16 protein-coding genes are annotated in these 21,024 nt (G+C 39.3%); 1 reads left to right on the forward strand and 15 read right to left on the reverse strand.

All coding sequences use genetic code 11. The features are described from left to right. Positions 1–51: 51 nt before the first annotated feature. The 15 genes from feoB to J8L86_RS00635 form a co-directional block, all read right to left on the reverse strand. The gene (feoB, locus tag J8L86_RS00565; protein ID WP_211028229.1) at positions 52–2,346 is read right to left on the reverse strand and encodes a Fe(2+) transporter permease subunit FeoB; all 2,295 of its coding nucleotides are present in this window, start codon (positions 2,344–2,346) and stop codon (positions 52–54) included. Beyond that, a complete protein-coding gene (locus J8L86_RS00570) occupies positions 2,339–2,578 on the reverse strand; it encodes a FeoA family protein (RefSeq protein WP_211028230.1) in 240 nt (79 codons plus the stop codon). Before J8L86_RS00570 ends, feoB begins: the two co-directional genes overlap by 8 nt. Before the next feature lie 218 nt (positions 2,579–2,796). Continuing rightward, positions 2,797–3,333 (reverse strand): GNAT family protein, encoded by a 537-nt coding sequence (locus tag J8L86_RS00575; RefSeq protein WP_211028231.1) that lies wholly within the window; start codon positions 3,331–3,333, stop codon positions 2,797–2,799. 83 nt (positions 3,334–3,416) lie between these two features. Then, the gene (locus tag J8L86_RS00580; RefSeq protein WP_055023893.1) at positions 3,417–3,695 is read right to left on the reverse strand and encodes a peptidylprolyl isomerase; all 279 of its coding nucleotides are present in this window, start codon (positions 3,693–3,695) and stop codon (positions 3,417–3,419) included. Between the two features lie 92 nt (positions 3,696–3,787). Next, a complete protein-coding gene (locus J8L86_RS00585) occupies positions 3,788–5,623 on the reverse strand; it encodes a DUF885 domain-containing protein (RefSeq protein WP_211028232.1) in 1,836 nt (611 codons plus the stop codon). 200 nt (positions 5,624–5,823) lie between these two features. After that, complete coding sequence (locus J8L86_RS00590) at positions 5,824–7,074, reverse strand: tetratricopeptide repeat protein (RefSeq protein WP_211028234.1); 1,251 nt, start codon at positions 7,072–7,074, stop codon at positions 5,824–5,826. Then, positions 7,074–7,694: an energy transducer TonB gene (locus J8L86_RS00595; RefSeq protein ID WP_055023896.1), complete on the reverse strand. Its 621-nt coding sequence runs from the start codon at positions 7,692–7,694 to the stop codon at positions 7,074–7,076. The genes J8L86_RS00590 and J8L86_RS00595 overlap by 1 nt, the downstream gene beginning before the upstream one ends. 1 nt (position 7,695) lies before the next feature. After that, positions 7,696–8,100 carry a biopolymer transporter ExbD gene (locus J8L86_RS00600; RefSeq protein ID WP_055023897.1) on the reverse strand — a complete coding sequence of 135 codons (405 nt, stop codon included), beginning with the start codon at positions 8,098–8,100 and terminating at the stop codon, positions 7,696–7,698. A gap of 14 nt (positions 8,101–8,114) precedes the next feature. Then, entirely contained in the window at positions 8,115–8,642 is a 528-nt protein-coding gene (locus J8L86_RS00605) for a MotA/TolQ/ExbB proton channel family protein (protein ID WP_080915420.1), read from the reverse strand. Then, positions 8,642–9,997 carry a MotA/TolQ/ExbB proton channel family protein gene (locus J8L86_RS00610; RefSeq protein WP_055023898.1) on the reverse strand — a complete coding sequence of 452 codons (1,356 nt, stop codon included), beginning with the start codon at positions 9,995–9,997 and terminating at the stop codon, positions 8,642–8,644. The genes J8L86_RS00605 and J8L86_RS00610 overlap by 1 nt, the downstream gene beginning before the upstream one ends. Further along, positions 9,997–10,779 carry a DUF3450 domain-containing protein gene (locus J8L86_RS00615; protein WP_055023899.1) on the reverse strand — a complete coding sequence of 261 codons (783 nt, stop codon included), beginning with the start codon at positions 10,777–10,779 and terminating at the stop codon, positions 9,997–9,999. The genes J8L86_RS00610 and J8L86_RS00615 overlap by 1 nt, the downstream gene beginning before the upstream one ends. Positions 10,780–11,226: 447 nt before the next feature. Further along, positions 11,227–11,472 carry a hypothetical protein gene (locus tag J8L86_RS00620; RefSeq protein WP_065108389.1) on the reverse strand — a complete coding sequence of 82 codons (246 nt, stop codon included), beginning with the start codon at positions 11,470–11,472 and terminating at the stop codon, positions 11,227–11,229. An 87-nt stretch (positions 11,473–11,559) separates the two neighbouring features. Next, positions 11,560–14,409, reverse strand: coding sequence for a TonB-dependent receptor (locus tag J8L86_RS00625; RefSeq protein WP_065108390.1), 2,850 nt, complete (start codon positions 14,407–14,409; stop codon positions 11,560–11,562). Positions 14,410–14,852: 443 nt separating this feature from the next. After that, positions 14,853–16,040 carry a porin gene (locus J8L86_RS00630; RefSeq protein ID WP_065108391.1) on the reverse strand — a complete coding sequence of 396 codons (1,188 nt, stop codon included), beginning with the start codon at positions 16,038–16,040 and terminating at the stop codon, positions 14,853–14,855. Positions 16,041–16,263: 223 nt separating this feature from the next. Then, a complete protein-coding gene (locus tag J8L86_RS00635; protein WP_211028236.1) occupies positions 16,264–18,705 on the reverse strand; it encodes a DNA polymerase II in 2,442 nt (813 codons plus the stop codon). A gap of 237 nt (positions 18,706–18,942) precedes the next feature. Here J8L86_RS00635 and dinG point away from each other — a divergent pair, with 237 nt between their 5' ends. Beyond that, complete coding sequence (gene dinG / locus J8L86_RS00640) at positions 18,943–21,018, forward strand: ATP-dependent DNA helicase DinG (protein ID WP_211028238.1); 2,076 nt, start codon at positions 18,943–18,945, stop codon at positions 21,016–21,018. The last annotated feature ends 6 nt before the right edge of the window (positions 21,019–21,024 follow it).

Here is a 21,024-nt window from a genome sequence, read left to right on the forward strand (position 1 = left end):
AAAAACCAGCATTTACTAAAATGCTGGTTTTGATTTGAACATTATTTATGCTTATTCGGTAATGACTCGCACATCAGGAATAATCTGTTGATTTTTCTTACCCTGCTTTTTAAGCCAGAAATAAAACCCAACCAATGCAATACTGAAGAATGAAATCCAGCCAATTGATTGAACAGGGTGCTTGGCTATATTTGCACCTTGATATACAACAGTGGCACTGCCATATGCTAAACCAAAGGTCCATAGCGCTGCAAAACGCGCCCATTTAGAACCAAACTCATTGACTAATGCTCCCATTGCTGCAACACATGGTGTGTAAAGCAAAACAAATAACAAGTAAGCAAAAGCAGCAACCTTAGTACTAAAACCCGCTTGTAGTGCACTGAAGGTTGAACGTTCAACCCCCTGCTCTTCTGCAGCTTCATCGATATTTTCTACATTACCTACATCAATCGACAATGGATCTTCTGGTGCAATGCCGAATAAGTTTTCAGGAATGGTTTCCCATGCTTCTGAGAAGCTTTCAGATAGACTTGCAAGCTCTTCATCACCTTCTGTTGGATCTGAATATAAACTATTAAGCGTTCCAACAACGGCTTCTTTAGCAAAGATACCTGTAATAATACCTACTGTTGCCGGCCAGTTATCTTGCTCTACTCCCATAGGAGAGAAAAACGGCGTGACTTTTTGGCTCAGTACACTCAATACCGATTCTTTACTGTCTTCATGACCGAAACTACCATCGGTACCAATGGCATTCACAAAGTTCAGTAGTGTGACAACAATAACAATCGTCTTACCTGCGCCTAGGATAAAGCTTTTTGTACGTTTGGTTGTACGTGAAAAAACCGCTTTCGCCTTTGGCATTTCATAACTTGGTAATTCCATCACCACAGCACTACTGGTACCTGGCAACACTGTACTACGCAGTAATAAGCCGGTACCAACTGCGGCTAAAATACCAATGATGTAAAGTAAAAATACAAGATTTTGACCCGACTCAGGGAAAAATGCTGCAGCAAATAAGGCGTATACAGGCAAACGAGCACCACAAGACATAAATGGTGCCATCATGCCTGTGACAATTCTTTCTCGCTCACTGCCTAGTGTACGTGTCGCCATAATGGCAGGAACGGAACAACCAAACCCTACAATCATTGGAACAAACGCTTTTCCAGGCAGTCCAATACGACGCATTAAACCATCAACGACAAAAGCAGCTCTAGACATATAACCAGATGCTTCAAGTACTGACAATGCGAGGAACAATGCGGCAATAACTGGAATAAAGGTGGCCACAGTTTGTATACCTTGACCAATACCGCCAGCCAAGATAGTTACTAACCATAAAGGTGAGCCAAAAGATTCTAATAAGGCGCCAAATTGGTCGACAAATACTGCACCAGCAGTAATATCAAAGAAATCAATAAAGGCGCTACCAACGTTGATACTAAACATGAACATTAAGTACATCACCAGCAAAAAGACTGGCACACCAAGCACTGGGTGAAGAATGATTTTATCTAGTTTGTCGCTTGCACTTTCATGCTCACCGACATTCACTGATGCATCAAATACTTTTTGAACAAAATCAAACCTTGTCGTGGCAACAAGTACCTCAATGTCGGTACCTGACTGCTCAGCGATTTGAGTACAGTTGTTTACTACATCTTTAAGGCTAGTACTATCACATTGTCCACAGCCATTGCCATTACCCAACATGGCTAGTGCACGACCACGGCTCAAGTTTTCAGCATGTTGTTGTAACGTTTTAACACCGGACTCAATGGACTCATCGTAATCTAGTACCAGCGGAGATTCAGTGACCTCACCTTTTAATAAACTCAGCACTTGATCTTGAACTTGCTTTATATCTGATTCGTCTCTAGAGCAAACGGCAACAACAGGGCAACCTAACTCTTGGCTCATTCGTTCGATATCAGCTTCAATACCAAGCTTTTTAGCTGCATCGATTTTGTTTAACACCACAACCATAGGAACACCAAGTTCTCTTAATTGCACAGTTAAATACAAATGGCGTTCAATGTTAGTTGCATCGACAAGGTTAATAATCCCATCAACTCTTTGATCTGCTAAATATTGTTGAGCAATTTGCTCATCAAGGGAGCAATCACAACTATTGCCAGCTGGCAGCAAATCATAAATACCTGGTAAGTCAGTAAGATGAACATTGGTATTATCTAACGTGAAATAGCCTGTTTTCTTTTCAACTGTAACACCTGACCAGTTACCAACTTGCTGATTCGCGCCTGTTAATGCATTAAATAAGGTTGATTTACCTGCATTTGGATTACCTACAGTGACGCAATGAAATTCTTTAGTCATGTGCTACTACTACCTCAATGATATCTGCTAAATCGCAACGCATGCATAAACGGCTACCGCGTAACTCTAACTCTACACCACTCCCCATTGGTGCTCGGCGTAACATTGTGAACGCTGTATGAGGTGTAATCCCCATAGATAACAACTTCCGCTTTACTGTTTGAGGTAAAGAAAGTTGACCGATTTCAGCGATCTTAGCCGTATCCCCAGGATTGAGTTCACTGAGCTTCATTAGACATCCACCTTGCGTGCAAAATTTTATAATTGATTAATTTTATATTAGACATTTACGCAATACCTTTACCTAGATCATGTTTTATAAGTGGAAACGAGAATAGTTTTCAATTGTATTGGTAATTATGTGATAAAAGCCCGAGTTTAAGAAGTGATTTTATGGCTTATTTATGTATGGCTTAAAACTCGCAATTTATTTCATTTAAACTTGATTGTTTAAATCCTAATATCAGATTGAAGCAATCCAAACAGGTATTCATCTATTTGCCTGTCACCAATCTTATGGTTCTGTCTTAATAACCCTTCTTGGATAAATCCACACTTGCGCATTACCTGAGCCGATCCAATGTTATCGACAGCACAATAACCGATAAACTTTTGAATATTGAATTCGTGTATTCCCCAATCGATAACCGCTTTTAAACTTTCAGTGCCGTAACCTAAACCTTGTTGGTTTGGACTTATTAAGTAGCCTACTTCAGCACGATTCATCGCGTCGGACTCTTTATAAAAACCGGTTAAGCCTACAAACGTCTTATCTTGTATTGTTTCAATGATTAAGGTTAACCACTCACCTGAATCGTATGACCATGGTTCCAACCGTTGCTTAAAAGTCGACTCAATATCCGCAGTAGAGGTAACAGGTCGAATATGTGTTAACACAGTTTGATCAGAATTAATTGCTAGCACATTTGACCAGTCGTTTTGCTGAATTGTTCTAATGACTAACCTATCTGTATATAATGCAATCATTTATCAATTCCATTAATTAAATTTATTGAGTAACAAAAAATAAAAAAGGCAGCCAAAGCTGCCTTCGACGATTAAGAGTTAAATTAACCGCGGCTTGTTACTTCAAGAAGGTGATACCCAAATTGTGTTTTCACTGGTCCTTGAACTTCGTTTAATGGCGCACTAAAAACAACCTCGTCAAATTCACGAACCATCATTCCTGGCCCAAAAGAACCTAACTCTCCACCTTGTGCTCCAGATGGGCATGAAGAATTTGCTTTTGCAATTTCAGCGAAATCGGCACCCGCTAGAATTTCTTGTTTCAATTGCTCACATTGCTCTTCTGAGCTAACTAAAAGGTGTCGTGCAGTTGCCTGTACCATGATGTACTCCTACTAATTGTAGATAAAATTGCTAAAAATATAGGGAGCAAAACTCCCTATATATATTCAACTAACAAGCTAACAGTTATTCGTTATTTTGCCAATTCAGATTCGACCCAACGTGCAATCTTTTTCTCCATCACAGCCATAGGCAATGAACCAGTGGTTAAGATTTGATCATGAAAACCTTTAAGGTCAAACTTGTCACCTAATTCTGACTCTGCATCGGCTCGTAATTTTAATATCGTAAGCTGACCGATCTTATACGAAAGTGCTTGTCCGGGAATCGCCATATAGCGCTCAACTTCAGCAACAATATCTGATTCAGCCATTGGAGAGTTATCTTTCATATACTGAATAGCTTGCTCACGACTCCAGCCTTTTGAATGTAAGCCTGTATCAACTACAAGACGCATCGCTCTTAGCATTTCATCAGATAATTTACCAAAATATTGATATGGGTCTTTGAATAACCCCATTTCTATACCTAAATACTCAGCGTATAACGCCCAACCTTCTTCAAATGCCGTATAGCCTTGAAAACGTTGAAATTCAGGGATTCCCGTTAATTCTTGCTTAATAGCAATTTGGAAATGATGTCCAGGAGCTGCTTCATGCAGTGATAAAGTCGTCATACCCCATTTAGGTTGAGCCTTCAAATTATAAGTATTGATATAAAACACACCCGGACGAGAACCATCAACTGCAGGCGACTGATATGAAGCACCTGCTGCTGACTTTTCTCTAAAGCTTTCAACAGGTTTAACAATGTAGTCAGCTTTTGGCATGACATTAAAGTACTTAGGCAGCTCTTTATTAATACTGTCTTTTAATGCCATGTACCCATCAATTAAACCTTGTCTATCTTCAAAGAAATATTCAGGTTCGCTTGATAGCGATGCAAAAAATGCTGTTAAATCGCCTTCAAAACCAACTTGCTCTCGCACTTTATCCATTTCAGATAAAATTCGACTTACTTCAGAAAGACCAATTTGATGGATTTCGTCAACAGGCATGGTCGTTGTTGTGTGACGATTAGCTAATGTCTGATACCATTCCTTACCATTCGGTAATCCCCACCAACCGTCAGATGCGCGAGCATGCGGTAAATAGGTGTCTTTAAAATAATCTCTTAATTGGGTCAGTGACGGTAGAAGCTCATCTTGGATAAGGGCAGTATATTCCTTGGTTAACGCAGCTTTATCTTGTTCACTGAAGTTTTCAGGTAAAGACGAAATTGGCGTGTAAAACAAACTATCGCTGGCAGTTTCAACTAATTGAGCATCAAGTTGTGGAATTATTCTTTCAACAAGCACTTTAGGCAGTACAACTTTGCTCTTAATACCTTCATCCATTCTTACTTGAGCTAACTTAACCCAATTGATGAAGCCAGATAAGCGGCCTAACCAGTTTTGATAATCTTCTACTGTTTTAAAAGGTTGCGCACTTTCACCACTACCCAATTGCACCATGCTAATCACAGTGCTATAGAACTGATTCATCGGCATGAAATGTTCGGGATAACTTTCAGCAACAAGATCCATATGCCTATCATAAATAAACATATCGAAGCTGAGTTGCAGATTTTTAGGTAATTTATCAGCATCTATTGCTTTGGCTTGTTTTAAATATTTTGAATTCAGCTCATGACGCTGTTTTAAATATTCTTCTGTTAACGCGCCACCAAATTGGTCATTGTAATCATTAACACCAACATAGGTTGCGTAGATAGGCTCTAAAGCAAGTACATCATTAAAATAATTGTCAGCCATTGCTTTGTAAATATATTCAGCTGATTGCTCTGTAACCGCTTTGGCAGCAGTTTCTGTTGTCACAGCATTAGCAGGAGCAGAGGTTACTTCGGGTTCACTGCAAGCTTGCAACAACATAAGTGATGAAACTGATACGGCGAGTAGCGTTTTTTGCATAATAATTTCCCTATGGATGGTAATAAACGTATTACCAAAAAATGATCCGATACTTTGTAGTTATTATGTGTAATTTATCTAAATTTAGTGAATATCTCTAACGATAAATTGTAACTTAGAATAACAAGTTACCTAAGGTATAAACCATAAATTAAAAGTAAAAAAAAAGCCCCATAAGGGGCTTTTCGATATCAACAAACTTACAAAGTAATGTTATTGATACGTGCTTTTTCTTTGATATAAGAAATATAGCTATTTGCGCTACGTTTTGTCTTGCTGTGTTTAGCAGCTCGATTGGCACGTTTATAAGCAGATTTATATTGCTTTAGGCTTAAGTGAGCTAACGTTAGCTCAAGTTCAGCATCACCTGGCTCATCTAAACCAGCTGCAAGTGCTTTTTCAAACACTGGAATTGCAGCTTTAGGCTGTTCAGCGATAGCTAAGATTTTACCTTGTTTAAGGTACAACTCAGCATCTCCTGTTAACTCAGCAGCTTGACCATATAGTTTAGCTGCTTGCTTGAACTCTTTAGCGTTATGATAGAAACCAGCTAAGATTTTAATAGACTTTTCAGACTCTTTAATCAAACCAGACTTCATATGTTTTTCATAAATTTTAGCAGCATTATAAGGCGCACCATTTTGCGACATAAGTTGAGCTAAACGAGTGATGTTACCATCAGTCTCAAGAAAACCATTTTTATAAGCTAAATCATAAGTTGCTAAAGATTTAGTATAATCTTCAGTCATCAAATAGAACTGAGCAAGCTGAACCCATAGACGTTTATCGTCTTGGAATAAAGGCACCATAATCTCTAGTACTTTTACAGCCTCTTTATACTTCTTTTGGTTGAAGTATGAAGTCAATTTCATTTGATAAAGGCCTTTATCAGGTTTTTCCATCAAGGAAAGACCTTTGTCAGCCACTTCAAGTACTTTATCCCACTGCTTGAGTTCACTGTAAGCAATACCAACACGGCGGTATACTATTGGGTCAACTTTACAAGTGAAATCCATCCACTTGTAGTAGTAAGGAATCGCTTCCTTAAACTGTTTTTCTTGGAGTAATAAATCAGCATACAAACGTAATGTTGCAGCGTGATCTGTACCACCAAGGATATCAGCATCTACAGCAGTCTTTAAGTACTTAATAGCGGTACTCATTTGACCTTTTTCAGCATAGAAAGAGCCAATCATGCGACCAATATAAGCTTTGTCGAAATCATTTTTTGTATTGACTTCGAGTAAGATCTCAATGGCTTCGTCAAGTTGACCTTCTGTATATCTTTCAAATGCTCTTTGAACTTTTTTACCAGCACTTGCACCAACAGCTCTTGATTGACGCTCCTCGATTGGACATTTTTCAGCAGCTTGTGCAGTTGAAACAACCAATAAAGAAGTACTACATAAAGTCAGCATTAATGCACTAGCTATTGTATTTACTTTACGCATTATCTACCTCCTTTATCTAGAGTGAAGTCAAGTTGAACTGTCATGCCAGGAACCTTCATCGCCTTACCATCAATGATTTTAGGCTTGTATTTCCATTTCTTCAGAGCTCTAACTGCTTCTCTGTCGAAAATACGCTTAGGTTCTGCTTTAATAACTTTAACGTCTTCGATTCCGCCTAGTTCGTTAATAGTAAACGAAAGTTGTACATAACCTTCTTTACCATCACGAGCAGCAGCAATTGGGTACTGAGGATCAATACGTACAATTGGTGTTGCGTCGCCGTCACGCGTCATCATATTACCGAGTTTAAAGCCTGTGCTCGCACCACCAGCCACTACACCACTCATGTTAAATGCCATATTCGTATCAATATCTGATGACGTATCTGGCGGAGTAGTTTCCGGCTTAGGCGGTTGCTCAGGTGGCGCTGGCGGCTTAGGTTTGACCCTTGGCTTATCCTGAACTTTCGTATCCTGCTTCTCCATACTGATCTCAATAATAGGAGAATCAGTTTTGGTGTCGGCGCGCTTAGCGCCGCCACCGACCAAGAAGGCCATGAAGATAAACAAGGCGAAAGTAACAGCAGCACCTAAAATGAGTGATACTATTGCTCTCAGCATATTAGTCTTTCCCCGCTGAAATCGAAATTTTATCGATACCCGCTTTCTTAACGTTGTCCATTACTTTAACAACAAGGCCATGTTCGGCTTCTTGGTCTGCTTCGATTAATACCGCCGCTTCAGGTGCTTCAGCTAACATACGCTCAACGTTTGCTGTTACACGCTCAATGTCAACCTGACGGTTTTCCATTTTGATAACGCCAGTCTTACTAACACCAATAAAGATGTTCGCAGATTTTTGTTGTGTCGCCGTAGAAGCTTCAGGTTTCTTGTAATCAAGGCCTGATGGCTTAATGAACGAAGTCGTCACAATAAAGAAGATAAGCATAATGAATACGATGTCGAGCATCGGAGTCATATCTACTTGTGCTTCTTCTTCTACATTTAAATGCTTTTTACGTGCCATTTTAAATACTCTCTCTAGTGGTGCGGCAAGCTATCTTTAAGCTTTTCAAGACTGATTTTCATTTTTGCATCTAATCGAGTGCTAAAAAATACACCAGATAATGCTGCAACCATTCCTGCCATCGTTGGCATGGTTGCCATTGAAATACCAGCCGCCATCATACGAGCGTTACTCGTACCATGAACTGCCATCACATCGAACACTGCTATCATACCGGTTACGGTTCCTAGTAGACCTATCATAGGACAGATTGCTACTAAGGTTTTGATCATCAGCATACGAGCATTCATATCTTGTTTTGCTTGGGACATCCAAGCTTCACGGATACGGTGCGCATACCAAGAGGTAGAATCCTCTCGATTATTCCATAAGTCGATAATGCCTTTATGCTCTTTTGGTGCTACCCAATTGACGTACCAAAAGCGCTCGAGCATCAATACCCACATTAAGAATAAAACACCTGCAACCAACCAGAGGATATCTCCTCCGGTGGCCATGAAGCCCCTGACAGAGTCCCAAACATCCATCAGGATTAGCATCATTAGTCAGCCCTCTTCTCAGCATGTACTGCGATAATACCAGCACTTTGCTCTTCAAGAACTTGAACAACTGTTTTACTACGAGCTACAACGATTGCATGCATAAGCATCAATGGAAGTGCAGCAACTAGACCTTGAACGGTTGTCATCAATGCCATAGAAATACCACCAGCCATTAAGCGTGGGTCACCTGTACCGAACAATTGAATTGTTTGGAAGGTTGCAATCATACCAGTTACTGTACCTAGTAGACCCATCATTGGAGCGATAGCTGCCAGTACTTTAATGATTGAAATACGAGCTTCTAAAGCTGGTGTTTCTTTCAGAATAGCTTCGTCAAGCTTAAGTTCAAGTGTTTCAACATCAACATCTTTGTTTTCTTGGTAAACTTTAAGTACACGACCTAACGCGTTGTTACCAGGATTATCAATGTTCTTACGTTGTGCTTTAACTTGTGAACCTACGATGTAAAGCGTTACTAGACGTTCGATAGAAATCAACGCACCAAGAACAAGAATACCGATAATGATGTAACCAATTGGTCCACCAGCTTCAATACGCTCTTCAATAGTCGCTTTTTGTGTGAACACGCTTAGTAGAACACCACGAGCCGGGTCAACGAATAATTTTTCGTAACCAGAAGTTGCGCTAGTGAATGACTTAACACTAGAAACTTGTGCACTACCAGGTTGTTGAGATAGTTCTTGAATCAAGCCTAAATCAGCGTTGTAAACAACATATTGGCCATCAGCAAGTAAGTTGTATGCACCAACACGAGTAACTGTAGTTGTATGAACGTTACCGTCCAAACCTGTTACTTCAGCGTCGAAATTAACAACTTTGCCAGATTCAACCATTTCAAAAAGTTGTGCTTCCCAGAATTGCTCTAACTCGTCAATTTTTGGAAGTTCTTTACGAGCACCTAGTTCAGCAATAAATGCGTCACGGCCTGGGAACTGAGCAGTAATGTTAGAAGCAACTAACTTACCTGCGAAATCACCAGCTTCACCTTTAACTACACCGAACATTTCACCTAAGTCACCAGAAGCAATTTTACGATCTTCTTCTAACTGAGCGATTTTACGTTCGTTGTCAGTGAAAGCTTGAGCTAAATCTTTACCACGTTGAACTTCAGCAGCTAAAGCCGCTTTTTCACGCTTTAAAAGAGCGGCTTTATCGCCACGCTCATTTAAAAATTCAGCTTCACGCTTTTTGTTAGTCTTATTCGCGTTAGCACGATCTGTTTGTACTTGTTTTAATAATTGGTCAATCGTCTTTGGTGCATCAGCAGCACTAACCATTCCTGAAGTTAGAGACAAAGTTGCAGCAACGATTGCTGTAGTAATAAACTTTTTCATTATTGCGCAGCCTCCGCAGCAGGGATTGGTAAGGCGAATAGATCAGGAGCACCTTGTCCACGAGCCTGTTTAATTGCTTTGCTTAAGTTACGAAGATAGCTATCTTCTAACTTATCCCAGCTTTTAGATTCTTCGTTATACATCCAAGCCGACTTTTGATCTTGGCTTTGCGCATATAAGCTAACACGGCCAAAGTTTAAGAAATCTACTAAGACTTCTTTGCCATCTAGCTCTAATTGACCTGTTTCAGCAATTAACTTTGAACCGTATTCACGTTCAATGTTATATGCGTCAAGAATTAGACGATATTTTTCAGCTAGTGTTACTTCAGCGCTGTTAAGAGTATCTTTTAAGCGTTGAACACGAGCTTCACGTGCGTCTTGATTGAATGGCAAGTCTAAAGCAATAAATTGCTCTAATGCTTCAACCATTTTAAACATTAAAGGAACAACACCTTGTCTAAGAGCATCAACACCGTCGATATCGTCTTGGATCAGTTTCATTGTTGCTTCTTGGTCTGCAACTAAGCCTGCAACGTAATCGTTGTAAGATTTTAGTGATTCACGTTCGTCAGCTACTGAGCCATACTCGAAAAGCATGTCTTGTGCTTGATCAAAATATTTATCTACTTTGTTTTGAGATGCAGCTGCATCAGCATGAATTTTGCTATCAGCTTTTTGTACATCGCTTAGAGGATCTGCAATCACGAAGTTGCTGCTAGCTAATGCAAGCGCGCCAACAAGTGCAGTAGCGATTTTTGTTCTATTGCTTACCTTGGACATAGTTCCCAACCAATTTATAGTGATTTAGAAAGCTTAACTAATGAGTAACAACTAGGATTATATTGTTAATCCTGACTGATACTGCTAAGTCTATCTTTCTCTTGTGATTGTTAGTTTTTTCTTCCCTATTCTATACCTGCTAAGGCATAGACCCGCTCGCATCATTTCACAAAATGTTGACCTGTGTCAACATTTGAGAACATCAAAAACTACTGGAAAGACGTGTTAAACGCTCTTGATTAGTCGAACGTTGTATTTTTAAGCAAAGTGAGACTGAAATAGAGTTGGAATCTTGGTGACTAGCTTGAATTTTATCAATTATTAAGTCATTTAATTTATAAGGTAAATAACTAAGTTCATCTAAAATAGAATAAAACTAATATAAATATAAAAACAAAAAATCCCAATACAAGTTCGTATTAGGATTTTTGTCAAAAAAATGATTGATCATATATTAGTATGAGCTTGTGTTTGCCCTTTTCTCCATGCTTCTCGTAAATCTTGTTCACTCTCTTTTCTAAGTTCGTCTGATAACTCGCGCGTCATACAAGTTTTTCTTTTCAAATTACTCCCTGTTTTCGCTACATATTCACATACTAAGTCTTCATCATTGTAACTGACGGTATCATCAGTATTCTGTGCTGCGCAGCCAGATAATAAAATCAACAAGATTAAAGCTGTAAATTTATCCATGTTTTACTCCATTAAATTGAAAAAAGACATGGTTTTTTCAAACCATGTCTATCAGATTTACTTACTAAATTTATTTAAAAACTAATTTTAGAACTTAACGCCAACACCTAAGTACAAGTGTCTACCTGTTGTAGCATATGTACGTGGGTCAGTATTGTCATTGAAACCAGTCGCCGCATATGGTGGGTCTTGGTCAAATACGTTGCTGACTCCAATAGTAGTACTTACGTTATCAAAGTAATAAGTAAAGCGTGCATCATGTACCGTTTGGCTATCAACTGTACGAGAATCACTTAAATCATCAAGATCTGTAGAACCATCATTGTTAGCATCAAATGGCTCTAATGCTTCACCAATGTAACGGATCTTCCAGTTAGCTGACCAGTTATCTTGTGCTAAGTTAATGTTGAAGTTAGTTTTCCACTCAGGGAAGTTACCATCACCACTTGTACGACGGAACCAACCAGCGTTTTCAATCGTTGAACCATCAGCTTGAGTGATTTCGTAAGTGTCATAGTATGTAGTATCTAGAACGAAGCTTAAATCACCGATACCAGTTTCAATACTGTATTGAGCATTGAAATCATAACCTGATGAATGTACTCCACCCACGTTAATGTTACGATTATCAATATCACTTGAGTTACCATATAAACCTGGGAATTCAGGTCCATAACGAGTAATTAAGTCACAGTAAGTACCTTCTTCAGCACATTTATCTAAAATTAACTGTTCACCAATTGTAGAAATTGCGTTATCTAAATCGATATCCCAGTAATCAAGCGTAAATGATAAATTATCAACAAAACTTGGGCTCCAAACAGCACCGATAGTTACAGTATCTGCCTCTTCAGGTGTTAAATCTTCATTACCACCTAGAGTTGAAGATAATTGGTCACCAATAGGCTCAAAACCGCCTGCTGGAACGCCATCAGCGATACAGAAAGGAGTCGGATTTGTAGCACACTTATCTGAAACTAAAGGACTGTTATCAGAGTTACCAGCGAACAACTCACTCGTAGATGGTGCACGGAATGCTGTAGAAACAGTACCACGGAACATTAATCCATCAATTGGAAGCCAACGAAGACCAAGTTTATAGTTAGTTGTGTCACCAAATGTACTGTAATCAGAATAACGGATTGCACCGTCAATTTCTAAGCTTTCAGCACCAACTACACCAGATAGTAATGGGAAGTTCATTTCTGCATAAAGCTCATCAACTTCGTAGCTACCTTGAGTTTTTTGGCGGCTTGAACCACTAGTAATACCAAGTGCAATTAATGCATCTGGTAAATCTGCGCCTTCCTCTTCACGGTGCTCAGCACCAAATACCATACCTACTGGACCAGCAGGAAGCTCAAATGCATCACCAAATACACTAGCACTTAAAACTGTTTGTTCATTAGAACCTAAGTCATGTGCTTCGAACGTAATATAATCAAGCATTTCTTGAGATACTTGAGTATCTGTACCTGGAATACCAAATGTATTTAAAGAAACACAATCAGCGATAGGAGCATCAGCAGTACCACAAACAATATCGCCATTTGCATCCATAAACGATGGACCTACAGCTAAGCTAACTTTTTCAAAGTTAACACCACCTGCACCGGCTGTGCTAGATGAGTTTTGACCGTAAACGTAAGACACTTCATAACCCCAAGTGTCAGCAAACTCACCAGCGATACCAAATACACCACGTACAGTATCAACTTCGAATGTTGAATCACGTCCACCAGTTTCAACCATACGACGACGCCAATCAGCAATATCAACTGTCTCGCCATTGTCATTCTTAGGACCTAACTGTTGGTTCCAATAGTTGTCAGCAGAGTAAGTTGCATCTGTCCAACCGAAGAATGCAAGAGGTGCTAATGGTAATGGAGCAAGTTTAGTTTTAGATGAACGACGGTTAAATGAGACTTCTGAGAAGAAACGCACAGAATCATTAAAGCGATATTCAGCAGATGCATACATACCGTAACGCTCTTGAGGCGTTAAGTGATAGTTTGCAGGTGCATAGTTATAAGTATCTTTATCCCAATCCCAGCAATCATACCCTGTAGGGTTTGTGAAATCAGAAGGATTAGATTGACCAGGGCCATTAGCTGCGCCATGAGTAAATGAATTACAAGTTGCGTCATCAATGCCATTGTTTACGCCGTTATAACGACCCCATGGTGGCGCAGAAGAACCGCCTTTATCTAACTCGCCAGTGGCTGGGTTTAAGTCATATTCAAAAGCTGACCAATCACGGTCACCAGACATTTGCTCTGTTTGCTCTGTGTAATATGCACTTACTACCGCATTTGCTTTGTCACTACTTACACCAACTGTGAAATCTACAGTTTTAGTTTCGCCATCCCAGTTCTCAGTAGAACCGTCATAAGAAACGTTAGCTTCGAAACCTTCAAAATCATTACGAGTGATGATGTTTACAACACCAGCAATTGCATCAGAACCATAAACAGCTGAAGCACCGTCTTTTAACACTTCAACACGTTTAATGATTGCAACAGGAATAGTACTTAAGTCAGCAGATGCGTTAGCACCAGTACCTGAGTTAACCATACGACGGCCGTTAACAAGTACCAATGTTCTTGCGCTACCTAAACCACGTAAAGAAACACGTACTGCACCAGAACCACCGTTGTTAATAGCAGTGTTAGTTGCTGCACCAGCAACTGCAGGAATTTCTTGTAAGATATCACCGATGTTAGAAATACCTGATTCAACAAGATCTTCACGCGTAATAACTTGGACAGGGTTAGCACCTTCCATGTCAACACGTTTGATTCGTGAACCGGTAACTTCGATGCGTTCAACTTTTTCACCTTCTTCAGCAGCAAATGCTACTGGAGTGGTGAATGCCGCCGCAGCCGCACCGCTAATCATTGCTAGACGCACTGATTTAGCTAATAAATTCTTATGCATTGTCAATCTCCCTGGACTTATATCTTTCTTATTTTCCAAACTCGGTAAAACCAAGCTGGTGAATGTGTACGAATTACACCGCCACTACATTTCAAGAGCAATAAAATCACAAATGAAACATTAATTCAACATATGTTTCATTAACATAACGAGAGTTTCCTTGATAATGGTAGTTAATCTGTCCATTTTAGTGGACAGTATCAGATGATATAACTACCGCAAAACCATAAGGCATTGATAGGTAATAGTTTTATTTATTACCAATCAGAACCAAGCTTATTAACATTTTGTTTTCAAATGAACGATATTTAAACAGCTTCATTTCATTGCAAATGGTGAAATACATACTTATTGGTACAAAGTTTTAACATTTAACTTCATCTTTTTTATTCTAAACAAAAAAAAAGCACCCTTTCGGGTGCTTTTTATCAGTGATTAAACTACTAAAGCGTATATCTGATACCGAAACCGATACCATCATCATCTGATAATTTCATAGCAGCTTCTTCACTACCACTGAAGTCACTACTATCAATACGACCTTCAATATAAATTACAGTGTTGGCATCCCAGATGTAATGCAAACCAGCAACCGTGAATTGACGTTTGAAAGTATCACCGTTGTATTCCGCTTTATATTCGTCACCAGCATCTAAGATGTTGTATGAAAGAAATGCACGGATGTTGTTATCAAAGCGGTATGATACTAACGTCTCAACACCATATGCTTCAGAAATTAAGCGACCTAAATTGTCAGTATCGTGGAATTCTTGTTTACTGTAGTTTGCAGCAGCATATAAGCCTTCAGCATCCCAGCCACCGCCATATGTCAAACCAAAGCCATAAATGATGTCAGTTTCTTCGATTTTTTCGTTTTCGATAGTTTCACCTTTGAACTCACCAACGTTCACACCGGCAGTCACAACAAAATTATCGGTAGCTTGGTAAGTAAGGGCTAAGCCATAAGTGTTGTTATATTCGATTGTCGCAACAGTTTGTTGAGCACTGATCAACGGAGCCACAGGCTCGTCACCAATACTTCCATCTGATAATACGTCAAACTCATCTTGTTTTAACTGAGCTTGAACTGCAAAGCTGAAGTCACCAAATGCATTACGGTATTGAACCGTTTTATCACCACGACCAGTACCGTTTACAGAACCATCACCTTTGTTATATGTGTAAGTACCAGAAGCATCACCATCCCAAACAAAACCGTAGTTAGTGTTATAAACGACGTCGTACCAAGCACCCCATTGCTTACCAATCGTCAGCGTACCGTATGTATCATGGTTTACACCTACATAGCCTAAACGGTTCGATAAGAAGTCACCATTCTCATAAGAAAGTTGGTCATTGTTATAAATAATTTCACTGTCACCAAATGGATTTACGCCCCACTCTAGTTTAGCAAACGCATTCCAACCATCGCCCATTTGGCGATCAAAACCAAAGTTAATGCGTGATGCACCATTGACTACTTCTGTAGTGTCTTGACCGTGATAAACACGTGCATCAATGAAGCCACCAATTTCTACTGAGTTCTTGTCATCTTTATAGATTTCAATTGCTGAAGCTGTTGGTACGAACATCACTGCTGCTAGTGTCGAAGCGATTAAAGTCTTTTTCATCGAGCTAAACCTTCCCATTTTAAATTCATCATTGTTGCTGGTAACAGTCCATTTTGTTTGTATTATCCTTTCAACAAAGGCTAGCATGCTGAAATATCACGAAACAAAGAAATGAGCGCAATTTCCGTATGAATATACTAAATACACACATCAAACAGTACAATCAACTACCAAACTATTCAAAAATAGTAACGAATAACCACAAACGCAATATCAAATAACACTAAATTAACATTATCTGATGACTACTAAGACTATCAAACCCTTCCCCTAATAAGGCTAAAACTGGCTCTGCTATCGGCTTTATCTGTTTTTCGATGTAATAGTCATAATCTATTGACTCATTTACAGCAGTAATAGGCTGAGCTCCATTCAATGTCATTCGGTACTCAATTAATGCTCCTCTTCTACCTTTATTCTTATCACCTGTGATCTGGCAAAGCCTAATGGCAGCTTTAACGTGTGGTGAGGATTTAGCGGTATATTCTTCTACATGACGTTTCAATCGTTTTCTAAATATCAACTCATTATCGAATTGCCCCAAAGCCAATTGCTCAAGTTGCTCGTATAGATAAGATTTAACGTCACCATTAGAAAACAATAAAAAATACAAATGGTATTGGATCCTTCTCGCTAACGGGCTCCAATCGCTTCTTACTTGCTCCATTCCTTTGAATGTAAGAGAGAGTTGCCCTTCGGCATCCTTTGATGCGCCGACGTAACGCTTTTTACTGCCAGCTTCTGACCCTCTTAAGGTCGGCATAACAAACTGACTAAAATGACTTTCGAATTCTAGCTCCAAATGACTAGTTAAAGCGTATTCATCCAGACAACGCTGTTGCCACTTAACTGTCATATCATGTGCTAGTTGCTCTCCTAGTTTGTTGATATCTTTTACTTGATGCTTTTCACCCAACCACACAAATGTTGAGTCTGTATCACCATAAATAACCTTATAACCCAATTCTTCAATCCAAACTTTCGTTTGTTTCATAATTTGATGGCCACGCATTGTGATAGAACTTGCCAGTTTAGCGTCATGAAAAACGCACCCTTTTGAGCCTAAAACGCCATATAAAGAGTTCATGATAATTTTAATTGCTTGAGAAAGAGGTTTATCATTATCTTGTTTTGCTTTTTCTCTTTGCAGAGAAAGACTAGCAATAAGACCAGGTAAAATTGCATTATGACGATTAAACTTAGCTTCCAAAAAGCCGTCAACATCATCTTCTAAAGGGTTAAATTTTGCTTCAACAAGACTTTTAGGGTCAATTAAGAAGGTACGTATTATTGAAGGGTACAAACTTTTAAAATCGAGGACTAATACATCTTTATAAAAGCCTGGAATGGAGTCCATAACATAGCCACCTGGAGATTCTAAACCATTGCTGGCTGCTCTCGCTGGTGCAACAAATCCACTTCTATGAAGATGCGGTAAGTACAAGTTATTAAATGCAGCGACCGAGGCACCTACTCGCCCAAACTCAAAACCCGTTAATTTTGCTCTTTCTAATGCAAAAGCCAGTAATTGAGTCTTTTTAAAGATATCCCACACTAACCTACAATCAGTTAAGTTATAAAAAGCTAATGCTTGTTTGTTGTGCTCAAAAAGGTGACATATTTCTTGCCCACGATTTTCAACATGATCAATGGCTTTGCCTTCGTTTAATAGGTGCTGAGAAACATGCTCTAGTGAATAACGCTCGAATTGATAAAAAGCCGCTTTTATCCAATCAATACCATCAAGTACAACCCGTCCAGGCAGCGATAGTGTCTCAGGACGATACTTATCTTCCACCTTCCAAGTCAGCGCTTGTTCATCGCGACCGATTAATAATGCTATTTGATGTATTTGACAACGCTTATACAGTAGCGCCAAATCAAAGGTCACCACCGCCCAGCCAATAATGACATCAGGGTCATACTCTTTGAACCAAGTTATCAGAGCTTTAATTAATGAGACTTCATCGCTCACCCAGAGAATGTCATCATCGCTTAATTTGTCGCAATCAAACTTTTTGTTATCTATTGATTCAGACTCTCCTACCATGATGACTTTCTGATAAAGGTCGGTTTGCTCATCTAGCGCTGAATGTGAACCATATAAACCAACAGAATACAGTTCACCAGTTGGGCTGCATTCAAAATCTAAAGACACCATTGAGACAGGCACATTAACTTCTGTTCTTCTGGCTTTGCTTGCTAAGTAAGTGTGAGTCCTTGGATGGTTATCAGTGTTATACGGCAGCTGTGATAAAGGAGCACTAATGGCAAATTCAGCTTGTAATGCTATAAATCTTTCTATTAAAAAACGTTGTTCAGGTCTAATATCTGCTTCATAAATTTCAATACCAGCGTCATTAGCAATGCGCAGCACCTGTTTTAACATCGTTGTTGATTTTACATAAACACAAGAAACATCTTCGAAATTAAAACTTTTTAGGCTTACCGGCTCAATTCTTATACCAGTACTAAAATGACTTAAAATGAACTCAGAATCTATCTGCTTACAAAAGCAAATAACATCAGACTGCTCCACCTCAATGATTGCAGGACCATCAGCTGTTTTTATAAAATACTGCAATAGTAATCGGCCATGTCGATAAATGGCGTGTCGGGTGAGTACGAGCCCTTTTAGGGTGTTTTTTTGCAATTGAGTGTCCATGGATTAACAAGATTACTTTACATATTGAGTGTGATTAACTGAATAAGGTCATAGCCATAGATATTCATAACATCTAAGATCGAGCCCTTCATTATCCGATTTGAATCCTGTCGCTAAAAGTCTTCGCTTAGCTTTTAGCTAGATTATATATTTCGAACAACTAAAATCACTGTTATTATGTACAGCATATAACAGCTAATACAGAATTAGTAAGTAAAGATTGCTAATGGACCCTACATGCTAACGGATCATATCAAAACCCAGATCCGCACTATCTATAAAGATATTGCGACTGCGATGCCAAATTTTCGTTCTCGCAGAGAGCAAAATTTTATGGTGGCAGAAATATCAAAAACCCTAGCTGGTGACTATGATAAACAACGACGCATTATGGTTTGTGAAGCAGGAACCGGTATTGGTAAATCCCTTTCTTATATTCTCGGTACGATTCCATTAGCTTTGGCAAGTAAGAAAAAGGTCTGTATCGCGACAGCAACAGTAGCCTTGCAGGAGCAGTTATTGCATAAGGATTTACCTTTCTTTTTGCAACAATCTGGCGTTGATTTTAAATTCGGTTTAGTTAAAGGCCGCCAGCGTTACGTATGTTTAGCTAAACTCGCTGCCATGATAGGTCCTGAAGACACATCTCAGATGGCAATGTGGCAAACTAAACCAGATCAAAGTCAAATAGATCTCCTCAAAGCCCTACATCAAGATTTTAACGACAATAAGTGGAACGGCGAGATTGATACATTAAAAAAGCCTATTCCTGACTTTTTATGGCAGCAAATTTGCTGTGATAAGCACAGTTGTCATCGCCAAATGTCGAGCCATCATCACTGCCCTTTTCATAAAGCTCGTGAAGATGTCGAGACCTGGGATGTACTTATTGTTAATCACAGTTTGCTGTTTGCCGATCTAGAGTTAGGCGGTGGCGTGATTTTGCCAGAACCTGAAGACATGTTTTATGTCATCGATGAGGCTCATCACTTGCCGACGGTAGCAAGAGATTTTTCAAGTGCTCAAGCAACATTGAGGGGGGCGAGTGATTGGCTTGAAAAGGCGTCAAAGACCTGCTCCAAACTTCAAAATCAACTTAAAACCACTCATATTATTGCCCCAGTGCAAGCAATGCTCGATCACATTGACGATTTAGTGACTCAGCTTAATCAAGTTGCCCATTTTTGCGACACACAGCCTAAACTTTTTGCCAACCCAGAAACGCGTTTACGATTCGAAAATGGAAAGCTTCCAGAGTCTTTACTAATACAAGCAGAAAACTTAGCAACTACATCAAATCTTGCAGTAAAACAATTTACCAAGATCCAAAGTGTACTGAATGAAGCTATCAAAGATGGTGAACTACCAAAGCATCAATCAGAAGCTGCTTTATCAGAGGCCGGCTTTATACTGCAAAGGTTAGAAAATCTCGCAAAACTCTGGAAAATGCTCGCAAAAGAGGATTCCAAAAAAGGGGCGCCAATGGCTCGCTGGGCAGAGCTCATTACCGGTAAACAACAAGATTACCTATTTTGCGCATCTCCAATTGAGGTCGGTTTTATGCTTGAGCATATGCTCTGGCAAAAAGCTGCAGGCGTTATATTGTGTAGCGCAACATTAAGAGCCTTAAATAATTTCAATCATTTCGCTCACCAAGTCGGGTTGTCCCTAAATGATGGTAGTCGTTTTTTAGCCTTGTTATCACCCTTTGATTATCAAAATAATGCGACATTGTTTATTCCACAAATGGAAAATGAGCCCACTGAAGATGCTTTTACAGATGAACTAGCAGAACAAGTTATCGCACTCGTAGAAGATGAAATGGCGACATTAGTACTGTTTGCCTCATATTGGCAAATGGAAAAAGTAACAGATAAAGTCAATGGTAAAATAGCCAAAGACCAGCTGTTTGTGCAAGGAACCATGCCAAGGCAACAAATTTTAGAGCAACACAAGCTCCGCTGTGACCAAGGTAAGCCCAGTATTATTTTCGGTACAGGAAGTTTTTCAGAAGGGTTAGATTTACCCGGTGATTACCTTACCAATCTGATTATTACCAAATTACCCTTTGCAGTGCCAACTTCACCAGTTGAACAAGCGCATGCAGAATACATTAAGAGTAAAGGTGGTAATCCATTTTTACAGCTCACCATTCCAGATGCATCACGCAAATTGATCCAAAGTTGTGGTAGATTACTCCGTAAAGAAGATGATTATGGTCGCGTCACCATTTTAGATAGGCGTCTTATTACTAAGCGTTATGGTAAATCATTACTTGATGCCCTTCCGCCATTTCGTAAAGTTATAGAATAGGTATTT

Origin of the sequence: Shewanella sp. MMG014, assembly GCF_018100775.1 — a bacterium.
Taxonomy (GTDB): domain Bacteria; phylum Pseudomonadota; class Gammaproteobacteria; order Enterobacterales; family Shewanellaceae; genus Shewanella; species Shewanella japonica.

What these genes read in the sequence shown, in the direction of transcription:
- feoB (WP_211028229.1), bottom strand. Translation starts at nt 2,346, where the DNA reads ATGACTAAAGAATTTCATTGCGTCACTGTAGGTAATCCAAATGCAGGT.
- J8L86_RS00570 (WP_211028230.1), bottom strand. Translation starts at nt 2,578, where the DNA reads ATGAAGCTCAGTGAACTCAATCCTGGGGATACGGCTAAGATCGCTGAA.
- J8L86_RS00575 (WP_211028231.1), bottom strand. Translation starts at nt 3,333, where the DNA reads ATGATTGCATTATATACAGATAGGTTAGTCATTAGAACAATTCAGCAA.
- J8L86_RS00580 (WP_055023893.1), bottom strand. Translation starts at nt 3,695, where the DNA reads ATGGTACAGGCAACTGCACGACACCTTTTAGTTAGCTCAGAAGAGCAA.
- J8L86_RS00585 (WP_211028232.1), bottom strand. Translation starts at nt 5,623, where the DNA reads ATGCAAAAAACGCTACTCGCCGTATCAGTTTCATCACTTATGTTGTTG.
- J8L86_RS00590 (WP_211028234.1), bottom strand. Translation starts at nt 7,074, where the DNA reads ATGCGTAAAGTAAATACAATAGCTAGTGCATTAATGCTGACTTTATGT.
- J8L86_RS00595 (WP_055023896.1), bottom strand. Translation starts at nt 7,694, where the DNA reads ATGCTGAGAGCAATAGTATCACTCATTTTAGGTGCTGCTGTTACTTTC.
- J8L86_RS00600 (WP_055023897.1), bottom strand. Translation starts at nt 8,100, where the DNA reads ATGGCACGTAAAAAGCATTTAAATGTAGAAGAAGAAGCACAAGTAGAT.
- J8L86_RS00605 (WP_080915420.1), bottom strand. Translation starts at nt 8,642, where the DNA reads ATGATGCTAATCCTGATGGATGTTTGGGACTCTGTCAGGGGCTTCATG.
- J8L86_RS00610 (WP_055023898.1), bottom strand. Translation starts at nt 9,997, where the DNA reads ATGAAAAAGTTTATTACTACAGCAATCGTTGCTGCAACTTTGTCTCTA.
- J8L86_RS00615 (WP_055023899.1), bottom strand. Translation starts at nt 10,779, where the DNA reads ATGTCCAAGGTAAGCAATAGAACAAAAATCGCTACTGCACTTGTTGGC.
- J8L86_RS00620 (WP_065108389.1), bottom strand. Translation starts at nt 11,472, where the DNA reads ATGGATAAATTTACAGCTTTAATCTTGTTGATTTTATTATCTGGCTGC.
- J8L86_RS00625 (WP_065108390.1), bottom strand. Translation starts at nt 14,409, where the DNA reads ATGCATAAGAATTTATTAGCTAAATCAGTGCGTCTAGCAATGATTAGC.
- J8L86_RS00630 (WP_065108391.1), bottom strand. Translation starts at nt 16,040, where the DNA reads ATGAAAAAGACTTTAATCGCTTCGACACTAGCAGCAGTGATGTTCGTA.
- J8L86_RS00635 (WP_211028236.1), bottom strand. Translation starts at nt 18,705, where the DNA reads ATGGACACTCAATTGCAAAAAAACACCCTAAAAGGGCTCGTACTCACC.
- dinG (WP_211028238.1), top strand. Translation starts at nt 18,943, where the DNA reads ATGCTAACGGATCATATCAAAACCCAGATCCGCACTATCTATAAAGAT.